At 30.8% G+C, this 22908-nt stretch carries 23 protein-coding genes and 1 pseudogene; 14 read left to right on the top strand and 10 right to left on the bottom strand.

Annotated features, from left to right (window positions below; genetic code table 11):
- Positions 1 to 11 precede the first annotated feature (11 nt).
- The gene (locus tag IPK18_05170) at positions 12 to 1121 is read right to left on the bottom strand and encodes a hypothetical protein (GenBank protein ID QQR98904.1); all 1110 of its coding nucleotides are present in this window, start codon (positions 1119 to 1121) and stop codon (positions 12 to 14) included.
- A 168-nt stretch (positions 1122 to 1289) separates the two neighbouring features.
- Here IPK18_05170 and IPK18_05165 point away from each other — a divergent pair, with 168 nt between their 5' ends.
- The 3 genes from IPK18_05165 to IPK18_05155 are packed head-to-tail and all read left to right on the top strand — an operon-like array spanning position 1290 to position 4386.
- Positions 1290 to 2771, top strand: a complete 1482-nt coding sequence (locus IPK18_05165; protein QQR98903.1) for a proline--tRNA ligase — start codon at positions 1290 to 1292, stop codon at positions 2769 to 2771.
- 30 nt (positions 2772 to 2801) lie between these two features.
- Positions 2802 to 3590 (top strand): UDP-2,3-diacylglucosamine diphosphatase, encoded by a 789-nt coding sequence (locus tag IPK18_05160; protein QQR98902.1) that lies wholly within the window; start codon positions 2802 to 2804, stop codon positions 3588 to 3590.
- Positions 3583 to 4386 (top strand): hypothetical protein, encoded by an 804-nt coding sequence (locus IPK18_05155; protein QQR98901.1) that lies wholly within the window; start codon positions 3583 to 3585, stop codon positions 4384 to 4386. Before IPK18_05160 ends, IPK18_05155 begins: the two co-directional genes overlap by 8 nt.
- Positions 4387 to 4389: 3 nt before the next feature.
- Here IPK18_05155 and IPK18_05150 read toward each other — a convergent pair whose 3' ends face one another.
- Complete coding sequence (locus IPK18_05150; protein QQR98900.1) at positions 4390 to 4803, bottom strand: DUF4293 domain-containing protein; 414 nt, start codon at positions 4801 to 4803, stop codon at positions 4390 to 4392.
- An 85-nt stretch (positions 4804 to 4888) separates the two neighbouring features.
- Here IPK18_05150 and truA point away from each other — a divergent pair, with 85 nt between their 5' ends.
- The 4 genes from truA to mutL are packed head-to-tail and all read left to right on the top strand — an operon-like array spanning position 4889 to position 9841.
- Positions 4889 to 5629 carry a tRNA pseudouridine(38-40) synthase TruA gene (truA, locus tag IPK18_05145; GenBank protein ID QQR98899.1) on the top strand — a complete coding sequence of 247 codons (741 nt, stop codon included), beginning with the start codon at positions 4889 to 4891 and terminating at the stop codon, positions 5627 to 5629.
- Entirely contained in the window at positions 5626 to 7386 is a 1761-nt protein-coding gene (locus IPK18_05140; GenBank protein ID QQR99299.1) for an ABC transporter ATP-binding protein, read from the top strand. Before truA ends, IPK18_05140 begins: the two co-directional genes overlap by 4 nt.
- Before the next feature lies 1 nt (position 7387).
- Entirely contained in the window at positions 7388 to 7978 is a 591-nt protein-coding gene (locus IPK18_05135) for a ribonuclease HII (protein ID QQR98898.1), read from the top strand.
- A gap of 27 nt (positions 7979 to 8005) precedes the next feature.
- Positions 8006 to 9841: a DNA mismatch repair endonuclease MutL gene (gene mutL / locus IPK18_05130; GenBank protein ID QQR98897.1), complete on the top strand. Its 1836-nt coding sequence runs from the start codon at positions 8006 to 8008 to the stop codon at positions 9839 to 9841.
- Positions 9842 to 10196: 355 nt separating this feature from the next.
- Here the strand turns inward: mutL and IPK18_05125 are convergent.
- A pseudogene (locus IPK18_05125) lies at positions 10197 to 11717 on the bottom strand (glycine--tRNA ligase).
- A 36-nt stretch (positions 11718 to 11753) separates the two neighbouring features.
- On the bottom strand, positions 11754 to 12830 hold the full coding sequence (gene gcvT / locus IPK18_05120) for a glycine cleavage system aminomethyltransferase GcvT (protein ID QQR98896.1): 1077 nt from the start codon (positions 12828 to 12830) through the stop codon (positions 11754 to 11756).
- A gap of 78 nt (positions 12831 to 12908) precedes the next feature.
- On the opposite strand from gcvT, the gene IPK18_05115 reads away from it, so the two are divergent.
- The 3 genes from IPK18_05115 to IPK18_05105 are packed head-to-tail and all read left to right on the top strand — an operon-like array spanning position 12909 to position 13992.
- Positions 12909 to 13388 (top strand): RecX family transcriptional regulator, encoded by a 480-nt coding sequence (locus IPK18_05115; protein QQR98895.1) that lies wholly within the window; start codon positions 12909 to 12911, stop codon positions 13386 to 13388.
- Entirely contained in the window at positions 13385 to 13774 is a 390-nt protein-coding gene (locus tag IPK18_05110; protein QQR98894.1) for a RidA family protein, read from the top strand. The genes IPK18_05115 and IPK18_05110 overlap by 4 nt, the downstream gene beginning before the upstream one ends.
- Positions 13775 to 13827: 53 nt before the next feature.
- Complete coding sequence (locus tag IPK18_05105; protein QQR98893.1) at positions 13828 to 13992, top strand: hypothetical protein; 165 nt, start codon at positions 13828 to 13830, stop codon at positions 13990 to 13992.
- Here the strand turns inward: IPK18_05105 and IPK18_05100 are convergent.
- Positions 13989 to 14519: a hypothetical protein gene (locus IPK18_05100; GenBank protein QQR98892.1), complete on the bottom strand. Its 531-nt coding sequence runs from the start codon at positions 14517 to 14519 to the stop codon at positions 13989 to 13991. The two genes, IPK18_05105 and IPK18_05100, sit on opposite strands and share 4 nt — an antisense overlap.
- A gap of 6 nt (positions 14520 to 14525) precedes the next feature.
- The gene (locus IPK18_05095) at positions 14526 to 15248 is read right to left on the bottom strand and encodes a DUF2807 domain-containing protein (protein QQR98891.1); all 723 of its coding nucleotides are present in this window, start codon (positions 15246 to 15248) and stop codon (positions 14526 to 14528) included.
- Positions 15249 to 15311: 63 nt separating this feature from the next.
- Between IPK18_05095 and IPK18_05090 the strand changes: the two genes are divergently transcribed.
- From IPK18_05090 to rsgA, 4 genes are read left to right on the top strand one after another with little or no spacing between them, the layout of a single operon-like run.
- Positions 15312 to 16229, top strand: a complete 918-nt coding sequence (locus IPK18_05090; protein QQR98890.1) for an ATP-binding cassette domain-containing protein — start codon at positions 15312 to 15314, stop codon at positions 16227 to 16229.
- Entirely contained in the window at positions 16226 to 16954 is a 729-nt protein-coding gene (locus tag IPK18_05085; GenBank protein ID QQR98889.1) for an ABC transporter permease, read from the top strand. The genes IPK18_05090 and IPK18_05085 overlap by 4 nt, the downstream gene beginning before the upstream one ends.
- Complete coding sequence (gene gldG / locus IPK18_05080) at positions 16935 to 18668, top strand: gliding motility-associated ABC transporter substrate-binding protein GldG (GenBank protein QQR98888.1); 1734 nt, start codon at positions 16935 to 16937, stop codon at positions 18666 to 18668. Before IPK18_05085 ends, gldG begins: the two co-directional genes overlap by 20 nt.
- 33 nt (positions 18669 to 18701) lie before the next feature.
- Positions 18702 to 19640 (top strand): ribosome small subunit-dependent GTPase A, encoded by a 939-nt coding sequence (gene rsgA / locus IPK18_05075; protein QQR99298.1) that lies wholly within the window; start codon positions 18702 to 18704, stop codon positions 19638 to 19640.
- Position 19641: 1 nt separating this feature from the next.
- Here the strand turns inward: rsgA and IPK18_05070 are convergent, their stop codons facing one another.
- The 4 genes from IPK18_05070 to IPK18_05055 are packed head-to-tail and all read right to left on the bottom strand — an operon-like array spanning position 19642 to position 22874.
- A complete protein-coding gene (locus tag IPK18_05070; protein ID QQR98887.1) occupies positions 19642 to 20586 on the bottom strand; it encodes a glycosyltransferase in 945 nt (314 codons plus the stop codon).
- Position 20587: 1 nt separating this feature from the next.
- Positions 20588 to 21025 (bottom strand): hypothetical protein, encoded by a 438-nt coding sequence (locus tag IPK18_05065; protein QQR98886.1) that lies wholly within the window; start codon positions 21023 to 21025, stop codon positions 20588 to 20590.
- Positions 21018 to 22274 (bottom strand): dihydroorotase, encoded by a 1257-nt coding sequence (locus IPK18_05060; GenBank protein QQR98885.1) that lies wholly within the window; start codon positions 22272 to 22274, stop codon positions 21018 to 21020. Before IPK18_05060 ends, IPK18_05065 begins: the two co-directional genes overlap by 8 nt.
- Positions 22275 to 22289: 15 nt before the next feature.
- Positions 22290 to 22874 carry a hypothetical protein gene (locus IPK18_05055; GenBank protein ID QQR98884.1) on the bottom strand — a complete coding sequence of 195 codons (585 nt, stop codon included), beginning with the start codon at positions 22872 to 22874 and terminating at the stop codon, positions 22290 to 22292.
- Between the last annotated feature and the right edge of the window lie 34 nt (positions 22875 to 22908).

Here is a 22908-nt window from a genome sequence, read left to right as displayed (position 1 = left end):
TCTGTTTATTTTTATTTTGGTGTTTTATTAACTTTTATACCAGATGGTGTAGTAGATTGACTAGGTTGAGATGGTGTTTTATAATTATTATTATAATTCGGACTTGGACTCGGAGAGCTTTTATAGTTGCTATTATTGTTTGAGTTAGAGTTTTTATAATTGCTATTATTCTCTTGCTTAGGTTGTTTATAATAGTTGTTATCTCCTTTGTTTATATTATTATCTCCGTTAGAGTTATTGTTACTTGGATTTGATGATTTCTTGTTTATCGTAGTGTTATTATTGTTGTTAGAATTGTTTGAATTATTGTAATTACTATTGTTATTGTAAGTTGGTTTGTTAGTAGAATTACTAGGTCTTGGTGTATTTACTGTATTGTTAGCTTTATTATTGTTGCTAGGATAGTTGTTATAATAATTATTGTAACCATAACCATAGTTGTTGTAGCCATAGTTATTTCCCCAACTATTCCAATTATTCCAACCAAAATTATTATAGCCATAATTATTTCCCCAAGGACTGTTCCACGAGTTCCAACTATTCCACGAGTTGTTCCAACCATTATATGGTCTATTCCAGCTATTCCACGAATTCCCATACCTATTCCAACTATTCCAAGGGTCATTCCATGAGTTCCAATTATTCCAACCATTATTTTGTTGAACAATTATGGTTACATTATTGCCACCATACCAACTTGGTCCAAAGAATGAGCCAGAACGCCACATCCAATCATTATAGGCAAATGAATTACTATAGCATGAACCACATGAATTGAAGCTTACCCCAAACTGAACATTTGGATTATGAAATCTTCTTATTCTTTCAGTATAAGATACGGTGCTATTATAACCATCTTCTTCATAATATGAATCGTATTGGTTGTTGTTATTACTATTGTTGCCATTATTATAACCACCATAACTTCCACTTTTGTTATAATTATTGTTAGAGTAATTATAATCGTTGTTACTGTTAGAATTATTATAACCTTGGCTAGAAGACGATGTGGTTTTTTGCTTTTGTTGTTTTACACTTGGTGTAAAATCATCATAAACATCATCAGATGCCAACACACTCATTGGTATTGTAAGAAGTGCGAGTATATATATTTTTATCATTTTCATAAAATAATATTTAATTGTTTAGCAAAATTAATTCTACTACATTTGTATAATCAAAATTACAACAAAATAGTTTCAAAAAACATACCAAAAAGTGTTAATTAAAATAGACTTAGGTTATTATAAGGTTTAAAATCTTTCAAAATATAATTATTAACAGATAAAATGAGTAAAGTAGTTACATCAAGAGCAGAAAATTACAGCGAATGGTACAATGATTTAGTATTAAATTCAGGACTTGCTGATTACAGTGCTGTGCGTGGTTGCATGGTTATCAAACCATACGGATTCGCACTTTGGGAAAACATGAGAGATGTTTTAGATAGAAAATTTAAACAAACAGGACACGTAAATGCATATTTCCCATTGTTTGTACCCAAAAGTTTGTTTGAAGCCGAAGAGAAAAACGCTGAAGGTTTTGCAAAAGAATGTGCAGTAGTTACACACTATAGATTGAAAACAAATCCTGATGAAGCAGGAAAATTAATGGTAGATCCAGAAGCAAAATTAGAAGAAGAATTAGTTGTAAGACCAACTTCTGAAGCTATCATTTGGAATACATATAAAAAATGGATACAATCATACAGAGATTTACCAATTCTAGTAAACCAATGGGCAAACGTAGTTCGATGGGAAATGCGTACTAGATTATTCTTACGCACAGCAGAATTTCTATGGCAAGAAGGACATACAGCACATGCTACAAAAGAAGAAGCCATTGCAGAAACCGAGCAAATGATACAAGTGTATGCAGATTTTGTAGAGAATTACATGGCAATTCCAGTAATTATTGGAAAAAAATCTGCTAACGAACGTTTTGCTGGTGCCGAAGATACTTATACAATTGAGGCATTAATGCAAGATGGAAAAGCATTACAATCAGGCACATCACACTTTTTAGGGCAAAATTTTGCTAAAGCATTTGATGTAAAGTTTGTAAATAAAGAAAATACAGAAGAATATGTTTGGGCAACAAGTTGGGGCGTTTCTACCAGACTAATTGGCGCACTTATTATGGCACATTCTGATGACCAAGGTTTGATAATGCCACCAAAAATTGCACCACATCAAGTAGTCATTATTCCACTATTAGGAAAAAATGAAATAGACAACCAAACATTGCTCAGTAAAGTAAATGAAATAAAAACAGCCTTACAAGCAAAAGATATTAGAGTACAAGTTGATACTGACGAAACAAAAAGACCAGGGTTCAAATTTGCAGAATACGAACTCAAAGGCTATCCACTGCGTGTTGTATTGGGCATGCGTGATTTGCAAAACAATCTAATTGAAATTGCTCGAAGAGATACTAAAGAAAAACAAACTTACAACTTGGATGATGCAACAGCAACAATACAACAATTGTTAGATGATGTACAACAGAATATGTTTAATAATGCAAAAAATTATAGAGATGAACATATTACTAAAGTGGAAAGTTTCGAAGAATTTCAGCAAGTATTAGAAACAAAAGGTGGTTTTGTTGCAGCACATTGGGATGGCACTTCTGAAACAGAAGAGAAAATAAAAGAATTAACAAAAGCCACCATCAGATGTATTCCTCTGAATAATGAACAAGAAGCTGGAAAGTGCGTACTTACTGGAAATCCAAGTAAAGAAAGAGTTTTGTTTGCTAAAGCATATTAAAAAATAAAAATACTATATTGAAGATAATAGATGTACAAAGAGTTGTCTCTAAATATTGAATTACAAAACAATAGGAAAATATATTTTTTATCAGATATACATTTGGGTACACCAAATGAACAACAATCATTACAAAGAGAAAAAATAGTAGTTCGTTTCTTATCATCAATAGCAAATGATGCACAAACTATCTTTTTTGTAGGCGATATTTTTGATTTTTGGTTTGAGTATAAACATGCTGTGCCAAAATATTTCATCCGTTTTTTTGCAAAAATTATTGAACTAAGAGAAAAAGGAATAGATATTTACTTTATAAAAGGAAACCACGATTTGTGGATGAGTGACTACCTAGAGCAACTATTAGACATAAAACTTGTAGAAGATAGAATATTACTCAAAGCCAATAAAAAAACATTTTTCATTACACATGGCGATGGCAAAGGACCAGGCGATACCAAATATAAAACACTTAAAAAAATATTTACCAATCCAATATGTAAATACCTGTTTTCGTGGGTGCATCCAGATATTGGTATAAAAATTGCACAAATTTGGAGTAGAAGTAGTTTTACAGATCCTAAAACAGAAAAATTTAAAGGAGAAGAAAGCGAATGGTTAATAACATATACAAAGAAGAAATTGGAAACAAATAATGTAGATTATTTCATATTTGGTCATCGTCATTTGCCGATGAAGCTAGATATATCTAGTAGTTCAATGTACATAAATCTTGGAGATTGGATTGTAAATTTCACTTATGCAGTATTTGATGGAAGCAATCTAGCATTAAATGTATTTGAAAATAACATAAATGAATAATAAGTCAATACATATAATTTGTTTTTCAGTTTTAATGTTTATCATTAACCTAATTAATGCTAAAGTACCAGAATTAAATGCAATACTAAAAGAAAATGCATTTCATGTTCAAGTAAATTATTCTGATGAAGTACTAATCATTCAAAAAGGCAGAGTAAAGAAATTTGACAGTCAAGGAAAATTCTTAGCATTATATGGAAGCATATATATCAACGAACAAACAAAAATTATTAGTCAAAATACATTTAGAACAGTACTTTTCTGCGAAGATTTTGGGAAAATAATTGTGTTAGATAAACGATTTGGTGTAATAGAAATTATTGACACATACAATATAGAAAACTACCTTATTACTACAATTGGCATCTCTTACGATAATGAAAATCTATGGATTTGGGATGAAATCAAACAGGCATTAATCAAAATCAACCAACAAGGAAAATCTATCTACACAACAAGCAATTTGAATATCTATACCAACACAAGCATTATGCCATATGCAATCTCAGAAATATCCACAAAACTATATGTGAATGACACAAGCAAAGGCATCTATATTTTTGACAACACAGGAACATATAAAAATCACTTGCCAATACCTAATATAAACTCGTTTTCTCTAAAAGAAGATTTATTGCTTTATACAACAACCAACAATAAGATTTTTGCATATAATATGATGTCATTCGAAACCATAAATTTCATAGATGTACCTAATCTAAAAGACATCAAAATTGGTCAGAATATTATTTGTGGAATTGATGCCAATGGCTTTATAGAAATTTGGAATTATTAATTCCTATCTCAATCTATCCATGCTTTTTACCAACTTATCATCAGATTTGATGGCACTATAAGCCAATAAATTAAAAATGAAGATAAAAACTGGAAAAATAGCACCAGCACCAAAAGAATATTTATCCAAACCAACATGTGCTAGTAAACCATAAATAAACAATCCAATTAGTACAATAGATAAAAAACTATTTAAAAGCACAATACGCATTTGTAATTGTCTGTTGTTGAATAAAAATATAGAAACAAGCGCAACTATACCAACAACAGCACTTGCAATTGTAAGAGGAACAACCTTTTTGATTGTCAAAACTTGTTGTACATCTTCCATTTTTACACTACCAAACGGAACAAAAATAAACGCAACAATAGCAACTACAACTAATAATAAATAAACTGATTGGATTCTTTGTATCATATTATAGAAATTTATACTTTGGTGACCAAAATTAAGCAATAAATTCAATATAGCTTAATGTTTTCTGTAGTATCTTACACCACAAATGCGCTTTGCTTTAGAACTAGCATATGATGGAACAACATTTTGTGGTTGGCAAAATCAACCTAATGGAATTTCTGTGCAACAAACCATAGAAGAAAGTTTGTCTACAATATTGCGAAACAAAATAGAAATTGTTGGTTGTGGCAGAACAGACACAGGCGTACATGCACAACAATATTTTGCTCATTTTGATACAGATATTGCTTTGCCTGAAAATATCTTATACAATCTAAATGCATTGCTTGGGAAAAGCATTGCAATAAAAAAAAACGCTGTAGCTGATGAATGGCATGCACGTTTTGATGCCAACAAACGCACCTACCAATATTTTATACATCAACAAAAAAATCCATTCCAAGAAAATTATAGTTTTTTATTTTCTAATGAAATAAATATTGAATTGATGAATGATGTTGCCAAATATCTAATTGGCACACACGATTTTTCTTCTTTTGAAAAGAAAGGAAGTGATAATAAAAATTCTATATGCACAGTTTTCGAATCAAACTTTAGTGTACATAACAATAATATTGTTTTTAGAATTTCTGCTAATAGATTTTTAAGAAATATGGTGCGTGCCATCACAGGTAGCTTATTGATGGTTGGCACAAACAAAATATCAAAAGATGCGTGGATAGATATATTTCAACAACAAATAACAATGCCATTAAAAGTTGTAGTTCCAGCTAAAGGATTATTTTTGTGGGAAGTACAATACCATACAACAGAAGAAAACAAATGAAAGAGAAGCAAACTACAGATTGGCAAACAATAAAAAGAGTATACGCTTTAACAAATCCATTTAAGCAAAAGTTTGTATTCTGTGTAGTTGTTGGTGTAGCACTTTCCATTGTTTCGCCTATACGTCCAATGCTCATACAATATACCATAGACCATGATATTATTCAACAAAATGGAATAGGTATAAAATGGATGTCTGCATTTATTTTCATTAATATATTATTAGAGTTTATGCTAAAATATGTATTTAGCTTACAATCTACAGTACTTGGACAATCTATTATGAAGTACCTACGTACAAAATTATTTAATCATGTTACAGATTTAAGATTAAGCTATTTCAACAAAACACCAGTTGGTGTTATTACAACCAGAACAATTAATGATATAGAAGCAGTAAACAATATTTTTTCAGAAGGATTTATTACCATACTTACAGATATACTTACACTAATATTTGTAATAGCATGTATGTTTTTCTTAAACTGGAAACTAACATTAATATGCTTAACTACGTTTCCTCTAATGCTTTGGGCAACTTATATTTTTAAAGAAAAAGTAAGATTATCATTCCATACAGTAAGAGAAAGAGTAGCACAACTCAATGCATTTGTACAAGAACATATTTCTGGCATGCGCATCATACAAATATTTAATGCACAAGACAGTGAGTACAAAAAGTTTGAAAAAATCAATTACGAACACTACAAAGCCAATGATAAATCGGTACTATATTTTTCAATATTTTTTCCATTTGTAGAAATTGTATTAGCATTAGCAATTGCCTTACTCATTTGGTACGGAAGCAAATTAGTCATTCAGCAAGAAAGTAACTTAGGTATTTTTGCAGCATTTATTATGTATCTAAATATGGCATTCAGACCATTAAGAATGCTAGCAGACAAGTTCAATACATTGCAAATGGGCATCATTGCAGCAGAAAGAGTTTTTAAACTATTAGATAATAATGAATATATAACAGACAACGGAACAATTGAGCAACACAAATTTAAAGGTAAAATAGAATTCAACAACGTATCTTTTGCATATACGGATGAAAATTATGTATTAAAGAATATATCATTCACAATAGAAGCAGGCAAGTCATTAGCATTAGTTGGTACCACAGGCTCAGGAAAATCAAGCACTATCAATTTATTAAACAGAGCCTATGATGTCAATAAAGGAGAAATACTCATTGATGATATTGATATCAAAGAATATAAACTTGATTTATTGCGATCAGCATTTGCCTACGTACAGCAAGATGTGTTCTTATTCTCAGGAAGTATATTAGATAATATTACATTAAAAAATAAAGACATCAGCAAAGAGAAAGTAATAGAAGCAGCAAGATTGGTAGGTGCACACGAATTTATTATAGAACTACCAAACGGATACGATTACAAAGTTCAAGAAAGAGGCGCAACACTTTCTGTTGGTCAAAGGCAACTACTATCATTCATTCGAGCATTAGTGTACAATCCAAGCATATTAGTACTCGACGAAGCTACATCATCAATAGATTCAGAATCAGAAATATTAATACAACATGCAATAGAAAAATTAGTAAAAGATAGAACATCAATTATTGTAGCACATAGATTATCTACCATACAACACGCAGATAATATCATCGTACTAGAAAATGGACATATTATAGAATCTGGCAACCACCAAACATTGATTCAAAAAGAAGATGGCTACTACAAAAAATTATATGATATGCAATTCAATATAGAACAGCAAATAGTATAATATGCTTAAACATTTTGCTTCTAATAAAATAATAGCAGGAATAGACGAAGCAGGTCGTGGTTGCATTGCTGGTCCAGTTGTTGCAGCAGCAGTTATTTTGCCAAAAGATTTTTTTCATCCATTGCTAAATGATTCTAAGCAACTGAACGAAAAACAAAGAGAAGAATTAAAACCAATTATTGAAAGCAGTGCAATAAGTTTTGGAATCGGAATTATTGATAATACAATAATAGATAAAGTAAATATTCTACAAGCCACTTACTTAGCTATGCACCAAGCAATAGATAATTTGAAACAAAAACCAGAATTATTATTGATAGATGGCAACAGATTTAAACCATACAACAATATTGAGCACCAAACCATCATCAAAGGCGATGCTACTTATGTAGAAATTGCAGCAGCATCTATCTTAGCCAAAACATACAGAGACGAATTAATGCTAGCCTACGATAGTCAGTTTCCAAAATACCAATGGCAAAAAAACAAAGGCTATCCAACACCAGAACACAAAAAAGCAGTGTGGACATTTGGCTACACACCTTTGCACAGAATTACTTTCAACATCAATAAGCAATTAAGTTTGTTTTAAAATTTATGATATCGTACATTTGCAATTATGGCAGAAAAGATTAGATTATTACCCGATGCAATTGCCAACCAAATAGCAGCTGGAGAAGTAATTCAAAGGCCAGCGTCTGTAGTAAAAGAATTAATGGAAAATGCTATAGATGCTGATGCTAAGAATATTAAAATCATTATTAAAGACGCAGGAAGAACACTCATCCAAGTAATTGATGATGGTACAGGAATGAGTGAAATTGATGCACGTATGTGCTTTGAAAGACATGCAACATCTAAAATTTCTAACATCAATGATTTATTCAATTTATACACCATGGGTTTTCGTGGCGAGGCAATGGCATCTATTGCCGCAGTAGCACACGTAGAACTAAAAACAAAAATGCAAGAAAGAAATATTGGTACTTGTGTAATTATCGAAGGAAGTAAAATAATTATTCAAGAACCATGTGCCACAACAGATGGCACTTCTATTGCTGTAAAAAACCTATTTTATAATGTACCAGCACGTAGAAATTTCTTAAAATCCAATCAGATAGAAACCAAACATATTATAGATGAGTTTTTACATGTTGCATTAGCCAATCCACAAATTTTCTTTTCACTACACCACAATGGTTCTGAAATTTATCACCTAAAACAAGGCAACTTAAGACAAAGAATTGTAAGTATTTTTGGTAAAAATTATAATGATAAATTAGTGCCAATAGATGAAAAAACAGAATACGTAAGCGTATTTGGTTTTATTGGCAAGCCAGAATTATCTAAGAAAACACGCGGCGAACAATTCTTTTTTACAAATAATAGATACATCAAAAGCAATCTATTCAATCATGCAATAGCAAGTGCATACGAACAATTAATACAAGAAAAATCATTTCCATTTTATTGTTTGTTTATCAATATATTACCATCAGCAATAGATATTAACGTACATCCAAGTAAACAAGAAATAAAATTCGAAGACGAAAAATCAGTGTATGCACTACTCAGAGCATCAGCCAAACATGCACTAGCACAATACAGTGTAATGCCAACTATAGATTTTGAGCACCATACTCAATTCAATTTCATTACTAATAATGATACATCAAATACAATTGAGAGCGAGTATAAAACATTAAGCTCAAAGGCAAGTCGTAGCGATATGACAAACCAATTGAATAGAGAATACACAGAAGCAAGACATGTAGATAATTTTAATAATTGGGAAAAACTATATTTGCTAGACCAAGAAACAGAACAGAAGATAGTAACCTTACAAAGCAAAATTCAACACAACGATGATGATGATGAAGTACAACAAAATAGTTTTAAACCAATACAAATACACCAAAAGTATATACTAACACAAGTAAAAAGCGGCTTTATACTTATAGACCAAAACAAAGCACACCAACGTATATTATTTGAGCAATACCTACATCAAATACAACAAAAAAATACAAGCTCACAGCAAACTTTATTTCCACGAACTATACACATGGCAGCCAACGATTATATGTATGTGGAGGAAATATTACCAGACTTAAAAAACCTTGGATTTGATATTGAACCATTTGGCAACAACACAATTATTGTACATGGCATGCCACCAGAACTTGCCAACGAAGACGAACAAAAACTAATAGAAAGTCTATTGCAAAACTATAAAGAAAGCAAACACATAGACAGCTTAGACAAGCACCAAAAAATAGCACAATCATTAGCACAACACGCAGCATTAAAGACAAGCACATACTTAGACGAAAAAAGTATGCAAACTATGATAGACAATCTATTTGCATGCAGCCAACCCAACCTTAGTCCAAACGGACAAAAAACATTTATCTCATACACATTCGAAGAAGTAAACAGCAAGTTTGAAAAATAATGCCATTGCGAACGAAGTGAAGCAATCCAATAACAGATTAAAATAAAAAAAAAGTTCAAACGTCAATTCACGGCTGACTGTCGACAGTCGACTGCCGACCACCACGGCATTAGAAAATAGCGTTAAGAAAATAAAGTTTTTATCATACAGAAGCGTAATTGTCATTACAACGAAAGTGGTAATCTCATTAAACAATTTGGCAAGAAGACTATTGGACAGTTTACTTTGGAGCACAAGAAATTGTGAAAAAAGCTTTTGATACTAATGGAATTGCTGGACCAATTCCACATAGAGTTATTATTAATAAATAGAATAATAGATTATTTTAATCAGTATATTTTTGGTGTAGCAATTGCTACACCAATTTTTTTAGTAGTGTGTTCATGTCTACTTTTTCAGAAATTAATCTTTCTAAGTTTTCGATGCTAATACGTTCTTGTTGCATAGTGTCTCTGTCGCGTAATGTAACTGTATTATCTTCTAAAGTTTGGTGGTCAATAGTAATGCAATATGGCGTACCAATGGCATCCATTCTTCTGTATCTTTTGCCAATGGTATCTTTTTCTTCATAATAAGTTCTTCCAATAAATCTCAATTTATCTTGGATTTCTCGTGCCTTTTCTGGCAACCCATCTTTTTTAATTAATGGTAATATGGCAACTTTTATTGGTGCTAATGCAAGAGGCAAACTTAATACCGTTCTTATCTCTCCATTTTCCAATGTTTCTTCTTTTAAGTTTTCACTCATTACACGCAAAAACATTCTATCTAAACCAATTGAAGTTTCGATTACATAAGGCACATAGTTTTGGTTTAATTCACTATCAAAATATTGCATTTTTTTACCAGAATATTGTTGATGATTACCCAAATCAAAATCAGTACGTGAGTGAATGCCCTCTAATTCTTTGAAACCAATAGGAAATCTGAATTGTATATCTTCAGCAGCATCAGCGTAGTGTGCTAATTTTTCGTGTACGTGAAAACGCAAACTTTCTGGATTGGTGCCTAATGCTAAATGCTATTTTAATCTTATTTCTTTCCATTTTGCAAACCACTCTTTTTGTGTGCCTGGCTGAATGAAAAATTGCATTTCCATTTGTTCAAACTCACGCATTCTGAAAATAAATTGTCGTGCCACAATTTCATTTCTAAATGCTTTTCCTATCTGTGCAATACCAAAAGGTATTTTCATACGTGCCGATTTTTGAACGTTCAAGAAGTTCACAAATATACCTTGAGCTGTTTCTGGTCTTAGCCAAATAGTATTAGAATCTTCTGCAACTGAGCCTAATTGTGTGCCAAACATCAAATTAAATTGACGTACATCTGTCCAATTTTTTGAGCCAGAAACTTCACAAACAATATCGTATGCTTCTATTAATTCTTTGTATCTAACAAAATCTGCTGCCGCTGCTGCTTTTTGATATTCTGCTTCTAACTCTAATGCTTTGGCATAATCTCTACTTGCTTTAGCTTTTTCTTCTTCAGCTGCATCTAATAAATTTTTCTTGCTTAATTCTTTCTCGCCTTTTTCTTTTAGCTTATCAATCTTTTCTTCTAATAAAACATCTGCTCTGTATCTTTTTTTAGAATCTTTATTATCAATTAATGGATCTGAAAAAGAATCTACGTGTCCGCTAGCTTTCCAGGTAGTTGGGTGCATAAAAATTGCAGCGTCTATACCCACAATATTTTCATGCAATTGCACCATACTTTTCCACCAATATTCTTTGATATGGTTTTTAAGTTCTGCACCAAATGGACCATAGTCATATACTGCACCTAAATTATCGTATATTTCTGATGATGGAAAAATAAATCCATACTCTTTGCAATGCGAAACTATTTTCTGTAAATTATCTTGTTGTGCCATAATAATATGTAGTATTTTATTTTCTAATCTGCTTGATTACAAAAATGGAATCTTTGTAACTTCTGCTTTTATCAATTTATTTCTTATTTCGATATATATACTAGTGCCAATTTTTGTATGCTCAGTATCAATATAACCCATTCCAATTCCTACACCTAATGTAGGTGATTGTGTACCAGATGTTACATGTCCAATCTGTTCGCCATTTTCATTTTTAATTGGGTAATGACTACGAGGAATACCACGCTCTATCATCTTAAATCCTACTAATTTCTTAGGTAAGCCTTGTTCTTTTTGTGCTAAAAGAATTTCTTTAGCAATAAAATCTTTATTGAATTTTGTTACCCAACCTAAGCCAGCTTCTAATGGTGATGTTGTATCATCAATATCATTACCATATAAACAAAAACCTTTCTCTAATCTCAAAGTATCACGCGCACCTAAACCAATTGGTTGTATATTGTATGCTTTCCCAGCTTCAAATATTTTGTTCCAAATATCTATTGCATGTGCTTTATTAAAATATAACTCAAAACCACCAGCGCCCGTGTATCCTGTAGCTGAGATAATGACATTTTCTACTCCAGCAAAACTGCCTCTTTGAAAACGATAGTATGGTATAGATTTTAAATCAATATCTGTTAAGCTTTGCAAGGCATCTGCGGCTTTTGGTCCTTGTATGGCAAGCAATACTGTATTGTCAGATATGTTATGTAATTCTACATTCTCCGTATTATGTTTATTAAACCATTCCCAATCTTTGTCTATATTTCCTGCATTTACAACACACATATAATTACCATCATCCAAATGATATACTAATAAGTCATCTACGATTCCTCCATTTTCATTTGGAAGATAACCATACATTGCTTGTCCTTTCTCCAGTTTTGAAACATCGTTAGATACTATTTTTTGCAAAAATGGCAATGCATTCTCTTTTTTGAGAATAAATTCTCCCATGTGCGATACATCAAAAACACCTACACCATTTCTTACAGTATTATGCTCTTCAATATCTGATGTATATCTAACTGGCATCAGAAACCCTGCGAAGTCTACCATTTTGGCTCCAAGTTCTACATGTACATCTGTAAGTGGTGTTGTTTTCATAACTAAGTAATATAAACACCGAAAATAAGTATTTTTATTGTAACTCGATTTTAATAAATTATTTTAATTTGCGTTGGTTTGAAAAAGAAAATAGTTACAAAGGTATACACAGATGAGCAAGTTATAGAAAAATTAGAACATTTCTGTGCTTATCAAGAAAGATGTGTTGCTGATGTAAAAAAGAAATTGTATCAACTTAATGTAAGTATTTCAGAATATGAGCAGTTTATTAATTACCTCACTGAGCATAATTTTTTGAATGAAAAGAGGTTTACTGAACGCTTTACACAAGGTAAATTAAATATAAAAAATTGGGGAAAGATAAAAATATCCTACCAACTCAAACAAAAGAATATCGACACAAATTATATTGAACATGAGCTAAATTGTATTGATGATGAAATGTATAAAGACAAACTCCAACAAATTTTAATAAAAAAAAATAAACTACTAAAAGAAGCTGACGAATATAAAAAAAGACAAAAATTGATTATCTATGCACAACAAAAAGGATTTGAATTAGATTTAATTTTAAAAACAATAGATAAAATTTTATGAGCAAAAGAGTAAATTATTTAGAAGGTAGTGAATGGGAAACTAAAATTGGCTACTGTAGAGCTGTAAAAATTGGCAACACAATAGAAATTGCTGGCACTACGGCAACTGTAAATGGCGAAGTTGTAGGCAAAGGCGATATGTATTTACAGACAAAAACAATTTTACAAAAATTTGAGAAAGTATTAGCTGAGCTTGGTGCAAGCATGAATGATGTAGTGCGTACAAGAATATTTTGTACAGACATTTCTAGATGGGAAGAGATAGGCAAAGCACATGGTGAATATTTTGCAGAAATAAAGCCAGCTACTGCCATGTATGAAATACCAAAGTTGATAAATGGTGATTTGTTAGTAGAAATTGAAGCGACTGCAATATTGGAAATATAAATTATTTATTATATTAGCATATGCGAAATAAATTACTTTACCTTATTTGTGTTATGATATTGATTGTTGCTTGCAACAAAAAGATAGGTTGTCCTAATGATTTCTACAATAATTTTGATAAGAAGAAGACAACAACCAAAAACATGAATAGCAAAAAAGCTCCAAAGAAAAAAGGAAGCTCAAGTGATAAAATGGATCCAGTAAATAAATTATTTTAGTTCCTCATTTTAAAAGCCAAAGTACCTCTGATATCATAAGTCTTTGCAACACCAACATTAGAAACACTAATACTACCTCTGTACACTTTTGTTAGTGTATCAAATGAGTTTAAAGTAACATTACCTACATTTAATACAACAGGTTGATCTATTAAATTTGTAACATTCGCATCTAGAAGTACAAGGCATGTTTTAGGTGCGTTTAAGTTTGTAGTAGCATTATAAACACCAAGGCTTGTATCATTCAAATAAAATAGTACTCGTACATTTTTATATACAGTTGATATTGATAAGATGCTATCATAATTATTATAATTATCTACTGTATAAACTTCAAATAAAGAACCTAACTCAGAACCATTCAGGTATAATCTACCATAAATAAAACCAGAGGTATCTTCAGCTGTGATGACTGTATCTATTGTGTATTGTTCTAAATCAGGTATAGATGCATTCTTGTAAGTGCAAGAATAATAGAACATACTAGAGCTTATGATTAAAAATAATAGTAATAATTGTTTTTTCATGTAAGATTATATTTTTGTTGCAGTACTTGCTCCTGCTATATTTGTAACAACTTTTGTGTCTTGTGATATTTTATACTTTACATGGCTTGCGCCAGATGCATTAATAACTAAATCTTTCTGTGCTGAGATATTTGCCAGTGATGTGCCACTAATTTGTGCATCTACTGAATTTGCAATCGCAGCATTAGAATTTATATTTGATGCACCATTGCATTGTATGTTTAGCTTATCATATTTGCCTGATATTGTACATTTGCTAGCACCTGAGCAATTTACGCTCAACCATGATAAGTTTCCACTAAAATTTACTCTACTTGCACCACTTAGAATTAGTAACAATTTTTCTCCTGTCATTGTTTCTTGCATAGCAACAGATGATGCACCACTTGCAAAAACTTCTGATAAACTTTGATAATACACATATACTTTTACTTTTGTTCCTATCTCTGATGATTTCTTAACAACTGTACTATTTTTATTCTCTTTTGTTTTTAATACTAATTTTTTATTTGAAACTTGTACACTAACCTTTTCTTGATAATCTTGTTCAGTTTCAACTTCTACTTTTGAAACATTACTTTTTTTCAAAACAACTTGGATTGCATCTTGAACTAAGATAGCATCAAATGCATCAACACCATATGTTTTGGTTGATATATTTGTAGAAAATGCATCTATAGCAACAAACATGGTCATGGCTACTAAGAAATACAACAAAGATTTTTTCATATGTAGAAAATAATTCACTAAAATTAATAATTTTTATTCTGATAAAGATGTTAATTTTGTAAGATGTCTATTATTGTAGAAAACTTAACTAAACAATTTGATACGCAGAAAGCAGTAAACAATATTTCATTTTCAGTAAATAAAGGTGAGATATTAGGTTTTCTTGGACCAAATGGTGCTGGAAAATCTACAACAATGAGAATGATTACTGGATTTTTGCCTCCAGATGCTGGAAAAATTAGTATTTGTAATTTGGATATTGTAACTCAAAGCATTGAAGCAAAAAAGAAAATTGGGTATTTGCCAGAAAATAATCCTTTGTATCCAGATATGTATGTGAAAGAATTTTTAGATTTTGCAGCAGAAATACAAGGCATAGAACACAAACAAAGAAATAATAGAATAAAAGAAATTATTGATATTGTTGGGTTAAATATTGAACAACACAAGAAGATAGCTCAACTCTCAAAAGGATACAAACAAAGAGTTGGTTTGGCGCAAGCATTACTACACAATCCAGAAATTTTAATATTAGATGAGCCAACATCTGGACTCGACCCAAATCAATTAGCAGATATCAGAATGCTGATTAAAAATTTAGGGAAAGAAAAAACAATCGTATTTTCTACACATATTATGCAAGAAGTAAGTGCCGTTTGTGATAGTGTAATTATTATTAGTCAAGGTGAGATAGTAAAAAAATCTACCATAGAAAATCTACATGATGACAATAACAATATTAGAATAAAAGTTTCGTTTGAAAATGGAATTGACACCAATAAACTAAAATCTTATAATATTGAAATAGTAGAAGCAAGTGCAGATACAAAAACAATAGAAATTATTACAAAAGATCCATTACAAACTAAGAAAACTATATTTGATTTTGCTGTAAATGAGCAAAATTCAATTTTAGATATGCATGAAATAAAAGAAGACCTTGAAAATATTTTTAGACAAGCTACACAGAAAAAAATATGATAGCAATATATAAAAAAGAAATAAACTTATTCTTTAGTTCGCTCATTGCATATATGAGTATGCTCGTATTTTTTATTGTATTAGGCTTAAATTTATTTGTATTTGAAGGCAATATTTTAGACAATGGTTATGCAACTTTAGATGAGTTTTTTAAACTTTCACCTTGGATATTAATTTTTCTAATTCCAGCAATTACCATGCGTACATTTAGTGATGAAAAGCAAAATGGCACATTAGAATTCTTAATTACAAAGCCAATTACAGAAACACAAATTATTATCGGAAAATATTTAGCAATACTCAGCTTGTGGCTATTTATTTTTGTATTAACTTATATATATTTTATCGTAGTCAAACATTTTAGTTTGAGCAATGCACCAATAGATGTTGGTGCAAGTTATGGTTCATATATTGGCTTATTCTTTTTAGGTGCAGTATTTGCAGCCATTGGCTTATTCAGTTCTGCAATAACGAACAATACTATTGTGGCATTTATCTTAGGTGTATTTTTATCTTATTTAATGTATGATGCATTTTTCAGATTAAGTACACTACCTATTTTTTCAGGAAGTATAGACTACTGGATTCAGTATTTTGGGCTAGGTGCGCATTACGAATCAGTTAGTCGTGGTGTGATAGACAGTAGAGATATTATATATTTTATAAGTATAATAGCAATGTTCTTGATATTAAGCAAAACAAGTATTGAAAGTAGAAAATGGTAAAACAATTGAATATAACCAGATGAATTATAATTTAAGAAAATCAATACAGTATATAATTATATCATTTATAATCTTATTCTTAGTTAATACTATTGCTAGTAGATTATATTTTAGGCTAGACTTAACTGCAGAAAAAAGATACACATTAACTAATGCAACAAAAAATCTATTAAAAAACATGAAACAAGATGTTGTTATAGATGTGTACTTAGAAGGAAAAGATTTGCCAGCTGGAATAAAAAAACTAAAACAAGAAACAACAGAATTGCTCAGAGAATTTAGAACCTATTCTAATGGAAAAATTGCATTTAATTATATTGACATTAATGGTATAAAAAAAGCTGAGGACAAACAGAAGCTGATGCAAGAGTTAGTAGAAAAAGGCATAAAACCTATTAACTTAGAAGTAAATACCAACAGTGGATTTATAGAAAAACTAATTTTCCCAGGAGCCATTCTAAAATCAAATGGAAAAGAAATACCAATGCAAATATTAGAAAGTCAATTTGCATTTGGAGCACAAGGTGCCATCAACAATTCAGTTAATTTTTTAGAATATAAATTAGCCAATAGTATCCAAAAATTAATAAGAAAAAATGCACCAAAAGTTGTTTTCTTACAAGGCCACGGCGAGCTACCATTGCCAAATATCCAAGAGATACTTAAACACTTAACGCAACAAAATTTTATTGTAGATAAAATAGAATTGGCAACAGAACCATTACTCAACCAAAACATAGATATTTTAGTCATTGCCAAACCACAAGTTGCTTTGTTTGATGAAGAAAAATTTTTGATAGACCAATACATTATGCATGGTGGCAAGGTAATTTGGCTGATAGACCATAGCAATGCTGATTTGCAGAATTTCCAGCAAGCACCAAGCTATGTATCAACAGCAAGAGAACTCAATATCGAAGATATACTTTTTAAATATGGTGTGCGTATCAATTACAACCTAGCATTAGATTTATATTGCTCACAAATTCCAATAGTAGAAACAATAGGTGGCAATCCACAACCAAAATTATTTCCTTGGGTATTTTTTCCAATTGCAATACCAAAAAACAATCATCCTATCATAAAAAATCTTGATCCAATTTGGTTTAGGTTTGTTAGTTCTATAGATGTTTTGAGCAATCCAAATGTCAATAAAACAATATTGGCAAGCACCTCCACATATTCAAGAATTCAAAGTCTGCCATTTGAAATTCATTTGTTGGGCGCAAAACAAAAACCAAATCCAAACTTATTTAATACAAAAGAAATTCCTTTGGCAGTGTTGCTCGAAGGCGAATTTTCTTCTCTGTATACCAATCAATTTACATCAGATTTAAGACAAATTTTAGCCAAACAAAATACAACTTTTATTGCCAAAAGCATGCCTAGCAAAATGATAGTTATTGCTGATGGTGATGTAATATCGAATGATGTAGATAGCAAAGGTGCGCCTGTGGCACTTGGCTATGACAAATACACACAACAACAATATGCGAATAAAGATTTTATCCTAAATTGTTTTGAATACCTTATTGATGACAACAATTTAATTGAAGCAAGAAATAGAGAAGTAAAAATGAGGTTGCTTGATAAAGCAAAAATTTTAGATCAGAAAAAACTTGCGCAGATATTAGTGTTTTTAATTCCAATTGGTATTGTTGTACTATTCGGGAATTTATATAACAGCAGAAGAAAGAAAAAATATACAACCTAAAATGCCAAGCAGATGCAAGAAATACAAACTATAATGCGTGGTAGAGTGATACAAACTACAGGAAGTTGGTACCAAGTATATTTGGCAGAACAAAATAGAACTATTGCTTGTAGACTTAAAGGCAAGCTAAAAATAAAAGATATTGATACAACCAATCCAATTGCTGTTGGCGATTATGTTTTGGTAGAAAACTCAGATGATAAAAATGATTTTGTTATCACAGAGATAGAAGAACGAAGAAATTATATCATCAGGCAATCTCCAAGGCAAAAACACCAAAGGCATATTATTGCATCAAATATAGACCAGTTTTTTATTATTGCTACCATTTCGCAACCAAGAACTTCTATTGGATTTTTAGATAGATGTATTGCAGCAGCAGAATGCTATCATATTCCAGTTACAATTATCATCAATAAAAAAGATATTTTAAGAGATAAAGATTTACAAAAATTAGAAGATTGGAAAATGATATACAAACATATATCTTATCCAATTCATGTTATATCGTCATTTAACGATGAAGACTTATTAAATATAAAGAATCTACTACGTAATAAGACAACTTTAGTTGCTGGACATTCTGGTGTAGGCAAAACAAGTTTATTAAATGCTATTAATCCAAACCTAAAACTTAAAACTGGTACTATTTCTACAAAATGGGAAAAAGGAAAGCACACTACTACTTTTGCTACACTGTACCAAATAGAAACCGACACATATATTATTGACACACCAGGCATCAAAGAATTTTCTATTCTACATGTAGAGCCTGAAGAAGTTTCTGGATATTTTATAGACATCAATCATTTTGCAAAAGATTGTAAATACAATAATTGCATGCATATCAATGAGCCAGATTGTAAAGTTGTAGAAGCCTTAGAACAAGGAAAACTTGCACCTTCAAGATACGAGAACTATCTAAACATTATACAAAATATAGAAGAAACAAACTATTGGGAGAGAAAATAAATTACAAACCCAACTTCTGTTTTATGTGATAATAATTTCGCTCTGCACTGTTTCTTACTAATAATTCACCTAAAAATCCTGCAACAAAAAGTTGTGTGCCTACAATAATCGTCAATATACCTAAGTAAAATGCTGGTCTGTTTGATATGCCACCTTCGCCAAATATTGTTTTAGATAATGACAAATAGATAAGTATCATAAATCCAAAGATAAATGATATAGTACCTAATGTGCCAAAAATGTGCATTGGTCGTTTGCCAAATCTTCCAACAAAAGTGATGCTCAACAAGTCTAAAAATCCATTTACAAATCTTGACATTCCAAACTTAGACACACCATATTTCCGTTTCTGATGTTGCACAACTTTCTCAGTAATTTTTGTAAAACCATTCCATTTGGCAATTACTGGAATGTATCGATGCATTTCACCATAAATTTCTATATGTTTCACAACTTCTACATCATAAGCTTTTAGACCACAATTAAAATCATGTAGATTATGAATACCAGAGACTCTTTGTGTCACAAAATTGAATAGTTTTGATGGAATATTTTTAGTCAATTTATTGTCAAATCTTTTTTGTTTCCATCCAGATACAATATGATATTTGTCTTCTTTTATCATTTTGTATAATGCAGGAATTTCGTCTGGAGAATCTTGCAAATCTGCATCCATCGTAATGACTACATCACCTTGTGCATCTTGAAATGCTGTATGCAATGCTGCAGATTTACCATAATTGCGTAAGAATCGAATGCCTTTTATTGCATTATTCTTTTTAGATAATTCACTTATTACATTCCACGAATTGTCTATGCTACCGTCATCTACTGCAATTATTTCATAAGTAAATTTATTTTCTTGCATCACTCTATCTATCCACGAAAATAGTTCTGGCAATGATTCTTCTTCATTAAGCAAAGGTATGACTACTGATATATCCAATTTAATTCTTTTTAATAATAAGTGACAAAATTACTGAAATTATAATTCCTAACATACTAAAAAGCATCATACGCATAGCAAATGAGCCTTCTGGTAATTTTTGAGTTGCTGTGATTTTTATAAATATTGAGTAAAAAAAGCTTATAAACATGCCCAAAACTAAGCTTGCCATCCATCCTCCTAAAAATCCTTGCAAGAATGTTAGCTTATTGCCTTGTATCATTCTTGATAATATTAATGTAATTAATACTGCAACCAACACAGACAAAATGGTAAATACCATATTTTGTACATACTCAAATGGATGACCTTTGTAATAAGCTAAACTAAATACAATAGAATAACCTAATGCACCAATAAGTGCTGCAAATAGCGTAATCATTATGCCTGTGAGCATGCCTTGTGCGTTATTTTGCGTATCTGTTATCTGTTCATTCATGTATAATAAAATTATTTTTACTGAATATAGCTTTTACACTTCCTTTCAGTTGTTTATTTATATAAGGCGAATTTTTTGATAAAGATTGGATATGCTTTTCAGTAAATGTCCATGCCTTATTTGGGTCAATAATTACAAAATCAGCTTTAGACTGTTCTGCAATTATGCTACTTTGTTTAATTAGTTGTCTTGGATTGGTGGCTAATACTTCTACTATTCTTTCTAACTCAATGTCTGTGTCTGTTAGCAACAAACTCAATGCAGTTTCTAAGCCTAACATTCCAAATGCTGCATATTCAAATTCTAGTTCTTTATGTTCTGTATCTAATGGTGTGTGTTGTGTAGCTACACAATCTATTGTTTTATCTTTTACACCTTGTATTAATGCCAATCTATCTGCATCACTTCTAAGTGGTGGAAATACTTTAAAGTTAGAATTATAATTTAGCAATTCATTTTCAGTAGATACTAAATGATGTACAAAGCATGATGCTGTAATGTTTAGCTTATCTGCTTTTGCTTTTGCAACTAAATCTAAAGATTCTTTGCACGAAATTCCTGTAAGGTGTAAATTTCCTCCAGTATATTTTAATATTTCTATAGCTTGATAAACTGCAAGGTATTCTGCAATATTTGGAATTCCTTTAAGTCCTAATCTCACAGAAAGTTCACTTTCATGTACACAAGCATCAGCTATTAAATCTGAATCAAATGGCATTTCTATTACAAGACCATCAAATTGTTTGGTATATAATAATGCGCGAGATAATATACCCGCATTTTTTGATGTATTTGGAATATCAGAAAAAGCAATTGCACCTGCGTGGTGTAAATCAAGCATTTCTGTTGGTGTTTTTCCATCAAAATTTTGCGTAAGTGCTGCAATTGGATATATTTCTATTGCTGTGTTTTGTGCATTAGATTTTATGTATTGTATTGCCGCTTTATTTTGTGTAATTGGTAGATTGTTTGGCATAGCGCAAATGGCAGTAAATCCGCCAGCTATGGCAGATTTTGCAATGGTACTAATTGTATCTCTGTGCTCAAAACCTGGATCTGCAATTTGTGTAACCAAATCACAGAAACCTACTGAAAGTATATGACCAGCATAATCATATGTATCAACAGAAGCATCTATATTTTTTTTGATTTCTTTTATACTACCATTTTCAACTAACACATCTACTACTTGCTGATGGTATTTTGAATTGGCATCTAAAATTGTTACATTTTTTATTAATATATTCATCTGTTGTAATAAATTCTATGACTTCATAAATCTAATTATCAATATTTCTAATAATAAAAATATCAACGCCAAAATTACACAAATTTTCCAGAGTATAATTCCACCTTTCAATTGTTTAACTTGTGCTCCAATATTTGCCTTTTTTATATCTAAAATATTAAATTTTGGGTAATTAAACTTTTGTTTTATATCATCTTTAGATAAAAAATCTAATATGGATTCTTTTCTATTATAATTAAACGCCAATGATTGTGCTGTTGCAACACCATCTTTAGATACATTGTACACACCATCTTGTTTTATAGATGCATTTGGATTTAAGAGCAACATATTCCCTACTATTCTGCTTTCTGGTACAAACTCTGCCTTGCCATTGCTTAATATCAATCTATTAAAATTTTGTGGCTTATCATTTTTTATCTCAATGAGCTGTTGGTTGCCAATAGTGTAATATAATTGAGTTGTATTTTTCTGATAGATTGCCATATTGTAGACGATAGGTGCAAAAATTGCTTTGCTACTAAGGTCTGTGTATGCTTGGTCTAATGGTGCTGTTTGGATATAGACTATACCATTTTGCACAACAAATTTATCTATCAATGCTGTAGAAGAATTTGTAGGAATGATGGTATAA

Source organism: Sphingobacteriales bacterium (assembly GCA_016699615.1).
Lineage (GTDB): Bacteria > Bacteroidota > Bacteroidia > Chitinophagales > JADIYW01 > JADJSS01.
Note: the sequence above shows the minus strand (reverse complement) of the source record. Positions and strands in the feature narration are given on the sequence as shown.